Below are 15,295 nucleotides of genomic sequence, written 5' to 3'. Positions count from 1 at the left end.
AGTGTCATCCTTAACGGATATAGACATCGACCATTAATGACTTGTATCCAAACTGTCACAAAACTAAACCATGCCTAATATATTACTGGTCATTTTCCTGCCAGAACCTATGTAGTGGAAAACTACAAACAACCAGTCGAGAATACCATTGTTAGTTACGAAAACCAGAATGAAGGCAAAACCGGGGCTGTTGCTGGCAGCCTTGACCCTGCTGATTGTGGCGGCTTGTACAGCGCCTGCACCCAGATCATTCAATGACCCGAATGAAGAAGGCAACCGGCGCACCCACGAGGCAAACCGCCGTTTGGACCGCGCATTGATCCGCCCGGCGTCGGGGGCTTATGGCCAGGCCCTGCCAAAACCTGTGCGTCAGGGGATCGGGAATTTTGCATCCAACCTGAACCTGCCGGGTAATATTGTGAACAATCTGTTGCAGTTGAATATCAACGGCGCTGTCAAGAATTCATGGCGCTTTGTGATCAACACAACGCTGGGTGTGGGTGGTATTTTCGATCCGGCAACCGACATTGGCCTTGATGAAGAAATGGGGGATTTCGGCCAAACCCTGCATGTCTGGGGTGTGGGCGAAGGCCAATATGTGGAACTTCCGCTGCTTGGCCCGTCCAACCAGCGCGACACTGTGGGTATGCTGGTCGATGTATTTACCAACCCGCTGACATTCGGCGCCCCGACACCGGAAAAATACATGGGGCCCGTGGCAAAATCATTGTCAAAACTTGGTGATCGCTATGATTTTTCCGACACGGTAGATTCAATCTTGTATGATAGTGCCGACAGCTATTCGCAGGCCCGCCTGTTGTATCTGCAACACCGCAGATTCCAGTTGGGTCAGGAAGAACCTGTTGAAGAGCAAGGAGATGGCTATGACGATTTTTACGCGGACTAATCCGGATCGCCGGGCAGTCATGCTGGGCATGGCATCAAGCGTAGCGTTACTGCCACTGGCCGGACCTGCATTGGCGCTGTCGGATGCACAGGCCACTACGCATGTGAAAAAGCTTGTTGCCGCAATCAACAAAGTCATCTCTTCGGGCAAATCCGAGTCACAAATGATCAAGGAATTCGAAAAGATCTTCGTCAAATATTCGGACGTCAAATATCTGGCCAGCTATGCGCTAGGGGTTGAAGGGCGCCGTGCCAGTGCGAGCCAGAAAAAGGCATTCGCCAAGGCGTTTCAGGGATATATCGCCCGCAAATACGGCAAGCGTTTCCGCGAATTCATCGGCGGCAGGCTGGAAGTGCTGTCAACAAAAACAGTCAAAAGCCACGTCGAAGTAAAAGCGATGGCCTATCTGAAAGGGAAAGCGCCATTTGATGTGACCTTTTATGTCTCGGACAAACGCGGCAAACCGCTGTTTTACAATATGTATATTGAAGGCATCAATATGCTGCTGACGGAACGGACCGAAATCGGCGCAATGCTGGACAAACGCAAGGGCAACATTGATCAGTTGATCAAAGACCTGAAAAGAGCAGGGTAGGATTGGGCGGGTTTACCCGCCGTTGCGCAGCTCTTTTATCAAATCAAGCGGCGGGGTTCGTCCCGTCAGGCGCGCCCGATACACCGGCAGGGATTCCGCCACCCGCATCACATAGTTGCGGGTTTCGCGAAACGGGATGTGTTCGATCCAGTCCACCACATCCACACCTGCCGATCGCGGATCACCAAAGGCGGTTATCCATGATCGCACCCGGTTCGGCCCGGCATTATAGCCAACAGAAACCAGCACTGGCGACTTGCTAAATTCCTCTTGCAGTTTGACCAGATAGGCCGTGCCCAACCGCGCATTATATTGCCAGTCGGTCAACAGCAAACCCGCCTCGAAATCCACCTCCAGAGATTCTGCCACCGCCTTGGCAGTTTTGGGCATCAGCTGCATCAATCCCTTGGCCCCCACGCCGCTTTCCACCACCGGATTGAACTCGCTCTCCCGTCGGGCAATCGCCAGCGCCAGTTCCGGCGCGACCGGCAAATCCTGTTTCACCAGATCATGCAGCGGGTAATAGGCCCGCGGCAAAACAATCCCCCGCCGCGCGCCCTGTTTGGCGATCATCAGCGCGATATGCGGATCCTGCAAGGCCAGCGCCAGATCGGCCAACTGCCCCAACTCGGTGCGGTCCAGTTTCTCGGCCACTTGCAAAAAGAATCTCTTGGCAAGCGCCGTGTTTCCCGCCTGATACAACATCAAAGCCGCCTTCAGAACCGACGACGACATGAACGGAGCCTGCCGCCAATCCGGAAAGGCCTCGGCCCCTGTCAGGGCGGCATCCATGCTGAACCCGCCCCGTTCCGCAGCCAGCAACCCGTAAAAACTGGTCTGGTATTCCGCGCCAAAAGCGTAGGACGCTTGCGCTGATCCTGTATCCTTCATCGCCTCATAGGCGCGCCCTTCCCAATATCCGGCGCGGCCCAGACTGATCGGACTTTTTACCGCCACGCGGAAGCTCTGGAAATGTGCCAGCGCGGTTTTGGGATCATTCAGATAGCGCAGCGCCAGATAGCCCGACAGCCACTCCAGATCGGCATAATCCGACCCTTCCACCAAATAGTGCGAGGACGCCAGCCGATAGGCCGTCACCCCGTCCCCTTCGCGCATCATTTGCCGTGCCAGTGACCGGCGGCGGTTGGCCCAGTAGGATGGCTCGCCCAATGCCTCGGCCGATGTGCTGCGCTCCAGCAACAACGCCACCGCATCCAGACTGCGCCCCTTGCGGGCCCGCCAGACGAACCGCTCGTAGGCAAGGCCGGGGTCATCCTGCAAATCCTTGGGCACGGCCTTGATCAATGCATCCACATTCTCGACCCGCCGCCGTAGCCCGATCCGCGCCTTCGCCAGTGCTTGCCAACCCTCGCCAACCAACGGAAACAGACGTTGCGCATCGGTAAATCGCCCGCGCCACAGCAGCATATCCAGTCGCGCAACGTGATGCGGGGCCAGCAGGGTATTGTAGCTGGCCAGGAAGGCCTCGTGCTCTGCCTTGGTTAAGGCAAAGGTGCGCCACGCCAGAACAACTTCGGCGGCGGCCTCGCCTTTCTGCCCGACCGCTTCTTGTGCGCGGGCCAGTTGCAACACGCCGTATCCGGTGCGTGGCTCGAATTCCTTGAAATAGGCAATCACATCCTGGGCCGGTGTATCCGCAGTTATTGCCGCTTCACCTTTCTTGTGCATCAGGGGCAGGCCCGGCCAATCCGCATTTCGCGCCAGAAAGGCATTGTATTCCGCCAGCGTGCCCTGCCCGGCCCGAAGCCGGTACCATGTGACCAGATCAGCCCCGATCTGCCCCACTGGCCGCACTTGCGCAGATGCCAATTCCCAATCTGCCTCTGAAACCGCTTTTAACGCGGCGCTCAAAGCCGAAGGCGCAGGCTGTTCCTGTGCACGGGAAAGCGGTGCAAACGCCAGAAGGGCAATCGTTACAGACGGAATCAGACGCATAACAGGCGGGAATCCTTTCAATTTCGGGCGGTATTGATACAAAGATGTGTCTTTACTCCCCCGCCTTCAATACACAATCTTGGCAATCCGTTAAAGTGCAGCTAGTTTCCGCCGCACATGCCTTGGGTGACTCGATGGTCGGGCCACACCATATTCAACCAATTAAAGGAGACGTGTCATGTTCAAAGGGTCTTTTCCCGCTCTGGTCACGCCGTTCAAAAACGGTGCGCTGGATGTTGATGCGCTCAAACATCTGGTTGAATGGCACGTCGAACAGGGGTCCAATGGTCTGGTCCCGATGGGCACAACCGGCGAAAGCCCCACCGTGACCCACGAGGAACACGAGCAAACCATCGAAATCGTGGTCAAGGCCGCTGCGGGGCGTATCCCCGTGATTGCCGGGGCCGGATCGAATAACACGGCTGAATCCGCCCGCTACATTGCCTTTGCCGAAAAGGTGGGGGCCGATGCCGCGCTGGTGGTAACGCCCTATTATAACAAACCGACACAGGCGGGCATGATTGCCCATTTCACCGCGTTGCACGACAACTCCAACCTGCCGATCATCATCTACAACATCCCCGGTCGCTCGGCTGTGGATATGACGCCTGAAACCATGGGCGAACTGGCCAAACTGCCCCGCATCATCGGGGTCAAGGACGCCACCGGCGATCTGGCGCGGGTTTGTATGCAGCGGATGACCTGCGGTAAGGATTTCATCCAGATTTCCGGCGAAGATCCCACCGCGCATGGATTTAACGCCCAAGGCGGGGTTGGCTGTATCTCGGTCACCGCCAATGTCGCACCGGCGCTGTGTTCAAAACTGCAAGCGGCCACGCTGGCCGGTGATTTTGCCAAAGCACTGGAAATTCAGGACCGTCTGATGCCGCTGCACAAGGCAATCTTCACCGAACCCGGTCTGGTGGGCGCAAAATACGGGCTGTCCAAACTGGGGCTGTGTTCCGAAGAGGTGCGCTCGCCTCTGGTGACGCTGACCAATGGCACAAAGGAGCAGATCGACGCCGCCATGCGCCACGCAGGGCTGTTGGGCTAGGTCATGGCCAAGAAAAAATCGGACCCCAACTACAAAGTCATCGCCGAAAACCGCCGCGCGCGGTATGATTACGCGATCGAGGACGATATCGAATGCGGCATCGTCCTGATGGGATCCGAAGTCAAATCCATGCGCGAAGGCCAGACCAACATTGCCGAAAGCTATGCGGCCGTAGAAGATGGTGAACTGTGGTTGGTCAACGCCTATGTTGCCCCCTACAAACAGGCCAAAACCTGGGGCCACGAGGAACGGCGCAAACGCAAGCTGCTGGTCTCGAAAAAGGAACTGGCCAAGCTGTGGCAGGCCACCCAGCGCAAGGGGCTGACGCTGGTGCCGCTAGTGATGTACTTCAATCACAAGGGTCTGGTGAAGATCAAGCTGGGCATCGCCAAGGGCAAAAAGAACCACGACAAACGCGCCACCGAAGCCAAACGCGACTGGGGCCGTCAAAAGGCACGCCTGCTGCGGGAAAACAGCTAGGGTCCAACCATATCAGGAGGGTGCCATTTCAACGGCGAGTGTTTCAACACATGCGACCAGCAGGCAACCCCGGGCGCACGGGGCTGTCACCCTTGCCGTCAAGGCCAGCGAACGCAAGACCTGTTTGAAGGATTTGCGCCAATCCGGTTCCCTGAAGGCGCTTTTCCCGCGCGCAACCGGCCCTGATTTTCAAGCGGTTCTGGTCAACACTGCGGGCGGCATCACTGGCGGTGACACGGTTAAAATCAACGCCCGTGCGGATGCAGGTTCACACCTGACCCTGACCACACAGGCGGCCGAGCGCGCCTATCGTGCACAACCCGGGCAGGTCGGCCATCTGCAAACCCGGCTGGCGGTTGAAGCGGGCGCACGGGTGAACTGGCTGCCACAGGAAACGATCCTTTTTCAGGGCTGCGCCCTTCGCCGGTCCTTGCATGTCGAGATGCAAGCGGATGCCACGTTTCTGATGGTCGAACCGCTGGTTTTCGGACGCGCTGCAATGGGTGAAACCCTGACGGATGCCTCTTTCTCCGACCGGATTGAAATTCACCGCGAGGGGCAGTTGTCCTACTTTGACAGGGTCACCCTGCAAGGCAACATCGCCTCGCAAATGGCCCGCCCAAACACCGGCAATGGTGCCGGTGCGATGGCCAGTCTGATCTATGCCGCCGCCGATGCCGGCGCGCAACTGGCCCCCGTGCGGGCCATGCTGCCCGATACGGCGGGCGCCAGTCTGATAGGGGATGACCTTCTGGTCTTGCGTCTGCTGGCACCTGACAGCTATCTTGTGCGACAAAGCCTGATCCCGGTCCTGAACCGGCTGACCAATGACAACCTGCCCAGATGCTGGATGACCTGACATGAACCTGACCCCCCGTGAAAAAGACAAACTGCTGATCAGCCTTGCCGCAATGGTGGCGCGAGGCCGGCTGGAACGCGGCGTGAAACTGAACCACCCCGAGGCGATTGCCCTGATCACCGACTTTGTGGTGGAACGTGCCCGTGACGGGCGCAGTGTGGCCGATCTGATGGAGGCCGGCGGCCATGTGGTGACGCGGGAGCAATGTATGGAGGGCATCGCCGAGATGATACCCGATGTGCAGGTCGAGGCCACCTTTCCCGACGGCACCAAACTGGTGACGGTGCACAACCCGATCAGGTAGGATGCCTGCGGCGCAGGTATTTGGGGCAAGAAGAAGGAGCAAGGCATGATGATACCCGGAGAGATATTGCCCGCCGAGGGCATGATAACCCTGAACGAGGGGGCCGAGGCCGTGGTGCTGATGGTGGCCAACACGGGGGACAGGCCGGTACAGGTGGGCAGCCATTACCACTTTGCCGAGACCAATCCGGCGCTGGAATTCGACCGGAGCGCGGCGCGCGGCATGCGGCTGGACATCGCCGCCGGAACCGCCGTTCGGTTCGAACCGGGGCAGCGGCGCGAGGTGGCGCTGGTGGCGCTTGGCGGGGGGCGCAAGGTGTATGGGTTTAATGGGAAAGTGATGGGGAATTTATGATTTACTCGTTTCCTATTTGGCGTGAAGAACTAAAGCGAATGCGAGCTGAACTTATTTCATCTTGGGGTATCTTAGAGTGCTTGAAAGCCCTAGAGAACCCAGACGAAGGATGGCGCGCTTCTTCTGCAAGACACAAACTACAATTCAACGCTAACCAGCAATTCATGAAGGCATTTTTCCTTTCTGCATTCTCAATGCGAAAGATGGATGAAGCGGCAAATCACCCATGGCCTGCGGGTAAAACACTAGAAAGAAAACACGACAGGCAATTAGACAAACGCCTTAAGGATTTCAATTTCGATACATACGTTGGCAAGGAAGAAACACTTAAAAACGGTAGTAAAGAATTTTCAATAGAGGATGATCAGTCGAAGGACGGGCGAGAAATTACAAACCTTTCGATCCACAGTGCAGCTTTGCGGTTTTTCGATCAGCCATTTGACGAGGCAGGGTTTTGGATACAGTCAGACAGAGTGCCTGAGAAACAAGATAAGACTAAGTTCGTGTTTGTTGAGTTCGAGCAATATTGTGAAATGCTTGATTGCTTCATACAAGAACCACAGGAGTAATCTATAATGCCCACCCAAATCCTCCGCTCCGAATATGCCGCCATGTTTGGCCCCACCACCGGCGACCGTCTGCGTCTTGCCGATACCGATCTGGTTATCGAGGTCGAGCGCGATCTGACAACCTATGGCGACGAGGTGAAATTCGGCGGCGGCAAGGTGATCCGCGACGGCATGGGCCAGAGCCAGATCACCCGCGCGGGCGGCGCTGTGGATACGGTGATCACCAATGCGCTGATCGTTGATCACTCGGGCATCTACAAGGCGGACGTGGGTCTGAAAGACGGGCGCATTCACAAGATCGGCAAGGCGGGCAACCCCGATACCCAGCCTAACGTCGATATCATCATCGGACCGGGAACCGAGATTATCGCCGGCGAAGGCAAGATCCTGACCGCTGGCGGATTTGATTCCCACATCCATTTCATCTGTCCGCAACAGATCGAGGACGCGCTGCATTCCGGTCTGACCACCATGCTGGGCGGCGGCACCGGTCCGGCGCACGGCACGCTGGCCACCACCTGCACGCCCGGTCCGTGGCACATCGGGCGGATGTTGCAGGCGGCGGATGCCTTTCCGATGAACCTTGCCTTTGCCGGAAAGGGCAATGCCAGCCTGCCCGCCGCGCTCGAGGAACAGGTGCTGGGCGGGGCCTGCGCGCTGAAGCTGCACGAGGACTGGGGCACCACCCCCGCCGCGATCGACTGCTGCCTTTCGGTGGCCGACGCAATGGACGTGCAGGTGATGATCCACACCGACACCCTGAACGAAAGCGGCTTTGTCGAACACACGCTGAAGGCCATGAAGGGCCGCACCATCCACGCCTTTCATACCGAAGGCGCGGGCGGTGGCCATGCACCGGATATCATCAAGATATGCGGCGAGGAGCACGTCCTGCCCGCCTCGACCAACCCGACGCGGCCCTTCACGGTGAACACGCTCGAGGAACATCTGGACATGCTGATGGTCTGTCACCATCTGGACAAATCCATCCCCGAGGACGTGGCCTTTGCCGAAAGCCGCATCCGCCGCGAAACCATCGCCGCCGAGGACATCCTGCACGACATCGGCGCGTTTTCGATCATCGCGTCCGACAGTCAGGCCATGGGGCGTGTGGGCGAGGTCTTGATCCGCACGTGGCAGACCGCCGACAAGATGAAGAAACAGCGCGGGCGGCTGGCGGACGAAATAGGCGACAACGATAACCTGCGGGTGCGCCGCTATATCGCCAAATACACCATCAATCCGGCAATTGCCCACGGGATCGCGGACGAGATCGGTTCGATCACCGAAGGCAAGCGCGCCGATCTGGTGCTGTGGTCACCAGCGTTTTTCGGGGTGAAACCCGACATGGTGCTGCTGGGCGGCACGATTGTGATGGCACAGATGGGGGATCCGAATGCCTCGATCCCCACGCCGCAGCCGGTTTATTCCCGCCCCATGTTCGGGGCCTTCGGGCGGTCGGTGGAACAGTCGGCGGTGACGTTCGTATCGGCGGCGGCAGAGGCCGACGGGATTGGCGAACGGCTGGGGCTGGCGAAACAGGTGGTGGCGGTGAAAAACACCCGCGGGATCGGCAAGCGCGACATGGTGCTGAACGACGCCACGCCGGTGATGGAGGTGAACCCCGAGACATACGAGGTGCGGGCGGATGGCGAATTGCTGACCTGTGAGCCGGCCGATGTGCTGCCGATGGCGCAGCGGTATTTTATGTTTTGAGGGGGGGGGATAGATGCGATTTTCAGAAAGGTTAGGTTACAAGAAACCAAAAATGGATTTGCAGATAGACAAAGTTGATGATGCGTTGAAGGCAGGGCTTTGGGATGCCCTCATGCTTCACTTTTTTAATGATGTCGGGAGCGAAATTGATGTATTAGGCAATGGTGGGTATACAGATACTTTTTTTAATATTTCTAGGCGACTGTGGCATCTATATTATAAAAAAACAATAGATAGCTTATCTTCTAACCCACTAGAAACACGCTGGGAAATTAGACGGCACTTCCTTGAATCGGATTTTCCTGAAACATATGATTTTATTGAGTTTATGGCACAGCAAGATAACGATCAATTTATTGAATTTTGCAATCGCATATTAGAACGCGAAAAATCTGTTTTCCGATTTGTCGGCAACCAACTCGCCCCCATAACCAACGAAACCGAGCTTGCCGAAATTGAACAAGCTGTTGAGCAAACACAATCGGAAACCGTAAGCAAACATCTGGGCAAAGCTGTTTCGTTTTATTCAAACCGTGAAAATCCTGACTACCCACATGCAATCACAGAAAGCTTCAAGGCAGTAGAGGAAGCCGCACGCTTGCTGACCGGAGACAAGAACGCAACACTTGGGGGCGCTATTAAGAATCTGAAAGCCGATGGGCGTGTCCATACCGCATTTGCAGACGGGGTAAGTAAATTATTTGGTTGGACGAGTGATACAATGCGTCATGCCGCAAAAGACCAAGTGCCCGAAACAGGCGAAGCCGAGGCACGATTCATGCTCGTAAATTGCAGTGCTATGGCAAATTATCTTCTTAGCTTATCGGAAGAAACATGAACCAATTTTATCTCCCGCCCGGCGGCACCGCCGGGCAGCGCCCGACCGCCCCCGTCGTGCCAAAGGCACGCTTTCAGCAAGGCGACGGGTGCTTCTCACCCACCCGCGGCCGGTCGCTGCCCTCATTATGTGAGAACAGCCATGTCCTCTGATCCAGTCAGCCACACCCTCCACCGCGTCAACCATTGGTCCACCGCCCAGGACCTCGTCACCCTCACCTATGACGACCGTTTCCTGCGTCGCAAGGTTCTGACCACGGCCGCTGGCGAACGCTTCCTTGTGGACCTGCCGCAAACCACATCCCTGAACCACGGCGATGCGTTTGAGCTGACCGATGGTCGCCTGATCGAGGTGATCGCCGCCAAAGAAGACCTGCTGGAAATCACCGGTCCCGACCTGACCCGTCTGGCGTGGCACATCGGCAACCGCCACACCCCCTGCCAGATCGAGCCGACCCGCCTGCTGATCCAGCATGACCATGTGATCCGCGACATGCTGGAAAAACTGGGGGCCACCCTGCGGGATGTGCGCGAACCCTTCACCCCCGAAGGTGGCGCCTATGGCCACGGGCGCACGCACAGCCATGCACACTGACGAGCAGATCATAACCCTGGGCCAATGGCTCTCGCCTGCCTATCCGGTCGGGGGATTTGCCTATTCGCACGGGCTGGAATCGCTGGTGGAAACCGGCGCGGTGACGGATACGGACAGCCTGCTGGACTGGCTGGGCGATGTCCTGCGCTATGGGGCGGGGCAGTCGGATGCGCGGTTCCTGATCGCGGCCTGGCGGGCGGATGCGCAGGATGTTGGCGCGGTTGATGCCCTCTGCCGCGCCTTTGCCCCGTCACGGGAACGCTTGCAGGAAACCGGTTTGCAGGGGGCTGCCTTTTGCGAGGTCACGGCGGCGGTCTGGGGGTTTGACCTTGCGGGGCTGACCTATCCGGTTGCGCTGGGCCGTGCCGCCGCGCTCGAGGGGTTGCCCCCCGCCCTGACCGCGCGCCTGTATCTACAGGCCTTTGTCAGCAATCTGGTGGCCGCCGCGCAACGGCTGTTGCCGATTGGCCAGACCGAAGGCCAGCGCCTGATCCGCGCGCTGGCGCCGCTGATTTCCGACATCACCGAACAGGCGCTGGCGGGCAGTCTGGACGATCTGTCCGGCACCGCCTTTCTGGCCGACATCGCCAGCATGAAACACGAAACCCAATATTCAAGGATTTTCCGCACATGAATAACGGCCCCCTTCGTATCGGTATCGGCGGCCCTGTCGGGGCTGGCAAAACCACCCTGACCGCCGCCCTGTGCGAAGCCCTGCGCGACAAATATTCCATCGGGGTGATCACCAATGACATCTACACACAGGAAGACGCCGAAGCCCTGATGCGGATGCAGGCGCTGCCACAGGACCGGATCATCGGCGTTGAAACCGGCGGCTGCCCGCATACGGCAATTCGCGAGGATGCCTCGATCAATCTGGCGGCCGTTGCCCAGATGCAGGCCCGCCATCCCGATGTGGAAATCGTGCTGATCGAAAGCGGCGGCGACAACCTGTCGGCCACCTTCAGCCCTGAACTGGCCGATATCACGCTCTATGTCATCGACGTGGCCGCAGGCGAGGAAATCCCCCGAAAAGGTGGCCCTGCCATCACCAAATCGGATATTCTGGTGATCAACAAGACCGATCTGGCCCCCCATGTCGGCGCGTCGCTGGCTGTGATGGAGCGGGACGCAAAACGCATGCGGGGCGCGCGTCCGTTTGTGTTTGCCTGTTTGCGGGACCGGCAAGGGGTTTTGGAAATCATCCGGCTGCTGGCTGATATCGGCGGCCTCGACATTCCCGCGTGACCGGTTATCCGAACCGCGTCGAAAGCTGTTTGTTCACCGTTTCCAGAAACCGCGCGGCGGCAACAGGCAATGTGCGCCCCTTAAGATACCCCGCAGCCAATACCCCCGCCGGCACCCCGCCAAGGTGCAGCGGCACCGATACCAGCCGCGCCTTGTCCAGATCGGGGCGCAGGTTGATTGCCAGACAAAAACTGAGCGCAAGACTGTCCTGCGACATCAACCGCAGCAGGTCCAGACTGTTGGATTCCACCGCCGGTTCCAGCGGAACCCCCACCTTGGCCGCGACTTCGTCCAGCACCTGCCGGATGCCTTCGGGCCGTTTGGGTAGCAGCAACGGGAAATCGGTGCAGTCATAGATATGCAGGTTCTCGCGCCCCGCCAGCGGGTGATCCTGCGACATCACCACGAACATTTCCTGCGGTCCGGCGTAAACCGTCTGCATGTCCTGCATGTGCATCGGTTCAAACACGATGGCGATGTCGTTGCTGTTGTCCTGCAATGAATTCTCGGCCCCGCCGCGTTCATGCAGGTTGACCCCAAAGGTCACGGCCGGAAATTCGGTCAGGTGCTGTTTGATCAGGTCGGGCAGGAAATAGGCGACCACTTCGCGGGTGGTGGCGATGTTGATGTGCCCTGCCCGCATCCCCGACAGATCGGCAATGCGCGATTTCACACGGTCCATATCGGCCAGTTGGTCGCGGATGTGTTTCAGCAGGATTTCACCGGCGATATTGGGGCGCAGCCCGGCTGGGTGGCGCTCGAAAATCTCGACTCCCAATTCTTCCTCGACCCCCAGAATCCGGCGGTTCAGGGCTGACGGGGTAATCCCCAGCTCCTCGGCCGCGCTGCGCAGGCTGCCGGTGCGGGCGATTTTCTCGATGTATTTCAGCACTTGCTGGTGACGCATGGGGTGATCCGTCCAAGGTGTTGCGTTTTTTGCAACGGGTTCCTGATTTCTTAGCAACAGACAGCAACACATTCAAGCCGTATGAATGTTTCAAGTGATTCATATTCATGAAAAGGAATGTTGTGACATGGCGCAAAAGCTGGTTGTGATCGGGGCGGGGATGGCATCGGGGCGGATGCTGGAAGAGCTGTTCGCGATTGATCCCGATGCCTATGACGTCACCCTTTTCGGCGCCGAGGCGCGTGGCAATTACAACCGGATCATGCTGTCGCCCGTACTGGCCGGTGAAAAGGAATACGCTGAAATCATCACCCATGACGCCGCCTGGTATCGCGACAACGGGGTGAATTGCCGTTTCGGCGAACCGGTGGTGAAAATTGATCGCAAGGCCAAACAGATGATCAGCCCCGGTGGGGTGACGGATTATGACAAGCTGGTGATCGCCACCGGTTCGGCCTCGTTTTTCATTCCGGTGCAGGGCAATGATCTGCCCGGCGTTGTCGGCTTTCGCGATCTGGACGATGTCGAGGCCATGCTGGAGGTCGCCGGTAAACCGGACGGGAAGGCCGTGGTGATCGGCGGTGGCCTGCTGGGGCTTGAGGCCGCAGCGGCGCTAAAAGAACAGGGCATGGATGTGACCGTGCTGCACCTGATGGATCATTTGATGGAACGTCAACTGGACCCCGCCGCCGGATACCTTTTGCAAAAGGAACTGGAGGGGCGCGGCATCAATATTGTTTGCAAGGGCCACACACAGGCCATTCTGGGCAAGGACCATGTCGAGGCGGTGCTGCTGGAGGATGGGCAGGTATTTGGTGCCGATCTGGTGGTGATGGCCGCCGGTATCCGTCCGGAATCCTGGCTGGCAGTGGATGCGGGCCTGCGGGTTGAACGGGGCATCTGGGTGGATGATACGATGCAGACCAGTGATGCGGATATTTACGCCCTTGGCGAATGTGTCGAGCATGACGAGGTGGTTTACGGGCTGGTCGCGCCCCTGTTCGATATGGCCAAAGTGCTGGCGAAAACCCTGACCGGCACGGCAGCGGCATTCAGGGCGCCGGTGGTGTCCTGCCAGTTGAAGGTCACGGGCGTTGATCTTTTTTCGGTCGGGGATTTTTCCGAAGGGACGGACCGCGAGGAAATCGTGTTCCGCGACCCCGCGCGCGGTGTTTACAAGCGGCTGATCCTGAAAGACGACCGGCTTATCGGCGTGGTGATGTATGGCGACACGACGGATGCGGGCTGGTTCTTCGAGATGTTGAAATCCGGCGAGGATATTTCCGCCATTCGCGACACGCTGATCTATGGCCCCGCCTTTCAGGGCGGGCAGGCGATGGACCCGCTGGCGGTGGCCGCCGCCATGCCCGACAGCGCTGAGATTTGCGGCTGTAACGGCGTGTGCAAAGGCACCATCGTTCAGGCGATCAATCACGGCGCGACCGATCTGGGGGCGATCAGGGCGGTGACCAAGGCCTCGGCATCCTGCGGCAATTGCACGGGGCTGGTGGAACAGGTTCTGGCCAGCACACTGGGCAACGGGTTTCAGGCGCCCGCCCCGGCAGGGATTTGCGGCTGCACAGATCACAGCCATCAGGACATCCGCCGCGTGATCAAATCTCAGGCGCTGAAATCCATTCCGGCGGTGATGCAGGAAATGGGCTGGAAAACATCCTGTGGCTGCCACATCTGCCGTCCGGCGCTGAATTACTACATGATTGCCGAATGGCCTTTGGAATACGCCGACGATCTGCAAAGCCGTTTCGTGAACGAGCGCAACCACGCCAACATTCAAAAGGACGGCACCTATTCCGTGGTGCCCCGCATGTGGGGCGGCATGACCACGCCACAGGAATTGCGTGCCATTGCCGATGCGGCGGAAAAATACAACGTGCCGACCATCCACGTCACCGGCGGCCAGCGCATTGATTTGCTGGGGGTGGAGCGCGAGGATTTGCCGGCAATGTGGGCTGATCTGAACAATGCCGGCCTTGTCTCGGGCCACGCTTATTCCAAGGGGCTGCGCACGGTGAAAACCTGTGTCGGCTCGGACCATTGCCGTTTTGGCACACAGGACAGCACCGGCCTTGGCATCAAGCTGGAAAAAATCCTCTGGGGGTCCTGGACGCCGCACAAGGTAAAGCTGGCCGTGTCCGGCTGCCCGCGCAACTGCGCCGAGGCCACCTGCAAGGATCTGGGCGTGATCTGTGTGGACAGCGGCTATCAGGTGTCGGTCGCCGGTGCGGCGGGGATGGAGCTGAAGGAAACCGAGGCACTGGCAACGGTCACCACCGAACAGGAGGTGATCGATCTGGCCGTGGCGTTCATCCAGCTATACCGCGAAAGCGCAAACTATCTGGACCGGCCCTATAAATGGGTCGCCAAGGTCGGGATGGACTGGGTGAAACAGCAGGTGGTCGAGGACACAGAAAACCGCGCCGCCCTGTGTGAACGGTTCGAGATTTCCCAATCGGTTTACCGCAAGGATCCGTGGGCCGAACAGGCCAAACCCGAATACCGGCCGCGCAAATGGGCGGCACTGGCTGATCTGACACTGGAGGCTGCACAATGAGCAACTGGATTGATATTGCCGCGCTGGAGGACATCCCGCCGCGCGGTGCGCGGGTGGTGAAAACCCGCCTTGGATGCGTGGCGGTGTTTCGCACCGGTGACGACAAGGTATTCGCGATTGATGACGCCTGCCCGCACAAAAAAGGACCACTGTCCGAGGGCATCGTGCACGGCAATGCCGTCACCTGCCCGTTGCACAACTGGGTGATTGATCTGGAAACCGGCATGGCGCAGGGCGCCGATCAGGGCCGCGCCAAAACATATGAAATCAGGGTCGAACAGGGCCGTATCTTGCTGGACGGGGCGCGTTTGCTGGCCCGTTCCGCTGCTTAACCGAAAGGGC

At 58.5% G+C, this 15,295-nt stretch carries 17 protein-coding genes; 15 read left to right on the top strand and 2 right to left on the bottom strand.

Translation table 11 applies throughout. The annotated features are described in order from the left end of the window. Positions 1 to 169 precede the first annotated feature (169 nt). Complete coding sequence (locus BAR1_RS01475; RefSeq protein ID WP_118941380.1) at positions 170 to 907, top strand: MlaA family lipoprotein; 738 nt, start codon at positions 170 to 172, stop codon at positions 905 to 907. Beyond that, positions 885 to 1,502: an MlaC/ttg2D family ABC transporter substrate-binding protein gene (locus tag BAR1_RS01470; protein ID WP_407681521.1), complete on the top strand. Its 618-nt coding sequence runs from the start codon at positions 885 to 887 to the stop codon at positions 1,500 to 1,502. Before BAR1_RS01475 ends, BAR1_RS01470 begins: the two co-directional genes overlap by 23 nt. A gap of 12 nt (positions 1,503 to 1,514) precedes the next feature. On the opposite strand, the gene BAR1_RS01465 is transcribed toward BAR1_RS01470, so the two are convergent. After that, positions 1,515 to 3,458: a lytic transglycosylase domain-containing protein gene (locus tag BAR1_RS01465; protein ID WP_118941378.1), complete on the bottom strand. Its 1,944-nt coding sequence runs from the start codon at positions 3,456 to 3,458 to the stop codon at positions 1,515 to 1,517. A 178-nt stretch (positions 3,459 to 3,636) separates the two neighbouring features. Here BAR1_RS01465 and dapA point away from each other — a divergent pair, with 178 nt between their 5' ends. From dapA to ureG, 11 genes are all read left to right on the top strand, one after another. Next, entirely contained in the window at positions 3,637 to 4,512 is an 876-nt protein-coding gene (gene dapA / locus BAR1_RS01460) for a 4-hydroxy-tetrahydrodipicolinate synthase (protein ID WP_118941377.1), read from the top strand. 3 nt (positions 4,513 to 4,515) lie between these two features. Continuing rightward, a complete protein-coding gene (gene smpB, locus BAR1_RS01455) occupies positions 4,516 to 4,992 on the top strand; it encodes an SsrA-binding protein SmpB (RefSeq protein ID WP_118941376.1) in 477 nt (158 codons plus the stop codon). 124 nt (positions 4,993 to 5,116) lie between these two features. Beyond that, complete coding sequence (locus BAR1_RS01450) at positions 5,117 to 5,851, top strand: urease accessory protein UreD (protein WP_228408661.1); 735 nt, start codon at positions 5,117 to 5,119, stop codon at positions 5,849 to 5,851. 1 nt (position 5,852) lies between these two features. Beyond that, entirely contained in the window at positions 5,853 to 6,155 is a 303-nt protein-coding gene (locus BAR1_RS01445) for an urease subunit gamma (protein WP_118941374.1), read from the top strand. A gap of 48 nt (positions 6,156 to 6,203) precedes the next feature. Beyond that, positions 6,204 to 6,509, top strand: coding sequence for an urease subunit beta (locus tag BAR1_RS01440; RefSeq protein WP_118944298.1), 306 nt, complete (start codon positions 6,204 to 6,206; stop codon positions 6,507 to 6,509). A 38-nt stretch (positions 6,510 to 6,547) separates the two neighbouring features. Continuing rightward, the gene (locus BAR1_RS01435) at positions 6,548 to 7,078 is read left to right on the top strand and encodes a hypothetical protein (protein WP_162891626.1); all 531 of its coding nucleotides are present in this window, start codon (positions 6,548 to 6,550) and stop codon (positions 7,076 to 7,078) included. 6 nt (positions 7,079 to 7,084) lie between these two features. Then, on the top strand, positions 7,085 to 8,794 hold the full coding sequence (gene ureC / locus BAR1_RS01430) for an urease subunit alpha (RefSeq protein ID WP_118941372.1): 1,710 nt from the start codon (positions 7,085 to 7,087) through the stop codon (positions 8,792 to 8,794). Between the two features lie 13 nt (positions 8,795 to 8,807). Next, positions 8,808 to 9,632, top strand: a complete 825-nt coding sequence (locus tag BAR1_RS01425) for an AbiJ-NTD4 domain-containing protein (protein ID WP_162891624.1) — start codon at positions 8,808 to 8,810, stop codon at positions 9,630 to 9,632. Between the two features lie 141 nt (positions 9,633 to 9,773). Then, positions 9,774 to 10,226: an urease accessory protein UreE gene (gene ureE, locus BAR1_RS01420; RefSeq protein WP_118941370.1), complete on the top strand. Its 453-nt coding sequence runs from the start codon at positions 9,774 to 9,776 to the stop codon at positions 10,224 to 10,226. Beyond that, positions 10,192 to 10,860, top strand: a complete 669-nt coding sequence (locus BAR1_RS01415; protein WP_228408660.1) for an urease accessory protein UreF — start codon at positions 10,192 to 10,194, stop codon at positions 10,858 to 10,860. The genes ureE and BAR1_RS01415 overlap by 35 nt, the downstream gene beginning before the upstream one ends. After that, a complete protein-coding gene (gene ureG, locus BAR1_RS01410) occupies positions 10,857 to 11,474 on the top strand; it encodes an urease accessory protein UreG (protein WP_118941369.1) in 618 nt (205 codons plus the stop codon). The genes BAR1_RS01415 and ureG overlap by 4 nt, the downstream gene beginning before the upstream one ends. Before the next feature lie 4 nt (positions 11,475 to 11,478). Here ureG and BAR1_RS01405 read toward each other — a convergent pair whose 3' ends face one another. Continuing rightward, on the bottom strand, positions 11,479 to 12,381 hold the full coding sequence (locus tag BAR1_RS01405) for a LysR family transcriptional regulator (protein WP_162891622.1): 903 nt from the start codon (positions 12,379 to 12,381) through the stop codon (positions 11,479 to 11,481). Positions 12,382 to 12,508: 127 nt separating this feature from the next. Here BAR1_RS01405 and nirB point away from each other — a divergent pair, with 127 nt between their 5' ends. Both nirB and nirD read left to right on the top strand, forming a co-directional pair. Beyond that, the gene (gene nirB, locus BAR1_RS01400; RefSeq protein WP_118941367.1) at positions 12,509 to 14,953 is read left to right on the top strand and encodes a nitrite reductase large subunit NirB; all 2,445 of its coding nucleotides are present in this window, start codon (positions 12,509 to 12,511) and stop codon (positions 14,951 to 14,953) included. Then, entirely contained in the window at positions 14,950 to 15,285 is a 336-nt protein-coding gene (nirD, locus tag BAR1_RS01395; RefSeq protein ID WP_118941366.1) for a nitrite reductase small subunit NirD, read from the top strand. Before nirB ends, nirD begins: the two co-directional genes overlap by 4 nt. The last annotated feature ends 10 nt before the right edge of the window (positions 15,286 to 15,295 follow it).

It is taken from the genome of Profundibacter amoris (assembly GCF_003544895.1).
Taxonomy (GTDB): Bacteria; Pseudomonadota; Alphaproteobacteria; order Rhodobacterales; family Rhodobacteraceae; genus Profundibacter; species Profundibacter amoris.
This window is presented reverse-complemented; position numbering and strand designations above follow the sequence as displayed.

What these genes read in the sequence shown, in the direction of transcription:
- BAR1_RS01475 (WP_118941380.1), top strand. Translation starts at nt 170, where the DNA reads ATGAAGGCAAAACCGGGGCTGTTGCTGGCAGCCTTGACCCTGCTGATT.
- BAR1_RS01470 (WP_407681521.1), top strand. Translation starts at nt 885, where the DNA reads ATGACGATTTTTACGCGGACTAATCCGGATCGCCGGGCAGTCATGCTG.
- BAR1_RS01465 (WP_118941378.1), bottom strand. Translation starts at nt 3,458, where the DNA reads ATGCGTCTGATTCCGTCTGTAACGATTGCCCTTCTGGCGTTTGCACCG.
- dapA (WP_118941377.1), top strand. Translation starts at nt 3,637, where the DNA reads ATGTTCAAAGGGTCTTTTCCCGCTCTGGTCACGCCGTTCAAAAACGGT.
- smpB (WP_118941376.1), top strand. Translation starts at nt 4,516, where the DNA reads ATGGCCAAGAAAAAATCGGACCCCAACTACAAAGTCATCGCCGAAAAC.
- BAR1_RS01445 (WP_118941374.1), top strand. Translation starts at nt 5,853, where the DNA reads ATGAACCTGACCCCCCGTGAAAAAGACAAACTGCTGATCAGCCTTGCC.
- BAR1_RS01440 (WP_118944298.1), top strand. Translation starts at nt 6,204, where the DNA reads ATGATACCCGGAGAGATATTGCCCGCCGAGGGCATGATAACCCTGAAC.
- BAR1_RS01435 (WP_162891626.1), top strand. Translation starts at nt 6,548, where the DNA reads ATGCGAGCTGAACTTATTTCATCTTGGGGTATCTTAGAGTGCTTGAAA.
- ureC (WP_118941372.1), top strand. Translation starts at nt 7,085, where the DNA reads ATGCCCACCCAAATCCTCCGCTCCGAATATGCCGCCATGTTTGGCCCC.
- BAR1_RS01425 (WP_162891624.1), top strand. Translation starts at nt 8,808, where the DNA reads ATGCGATTTTCAGAAAGGTTAGGTTACAAGAAACCAAAAATGGATTTG.
- ureE (WP_118941370.1), top strand. Translation starts at nt 9,774, where the DNA reads ATGTCCTCTGATCCAGTCAGCCACACCCTCCACCGCGTCAACCATTGG.
- BAR1_RS01415 (WP_228408660.1), top strand. Translation starts at nt 10,192, where the DNA reads ATGGCCACGGGCGCACGCACAGCCATGCACACTGACGAGCAGATCATA.
- ureG (WP_118941369.1), top strand. Translation starts at nt 10,857, where the DNA reads ATGAATAACGGCCCCCTTCGTATCGGTATCGGCGGCCCTGTCGGGGCT.
- BAR1_RS01405 (WP_162891622.1), bottom strand. Translation starts at nt 12,381, where the DNA reads ATGCGTCACCAGCAAGTGCTGAAATACATCGAGAAAATCGCCCGCACC.
- nirB (WP_118941367.1), top strand. Translation starts at nt 12,509, where the DNA reads ATGGCGCAAAAGCTGGTTGTGATCGGGGCGGGGATGGCATCGGGGCGG.
- nirD (WP_118941366.1), top strand. Translation starts at nt 14,950, where the DNA reads ATGAGCAACTGGATTGATATTGCCGCGCTGGAGGACATCCCGCCGCGC.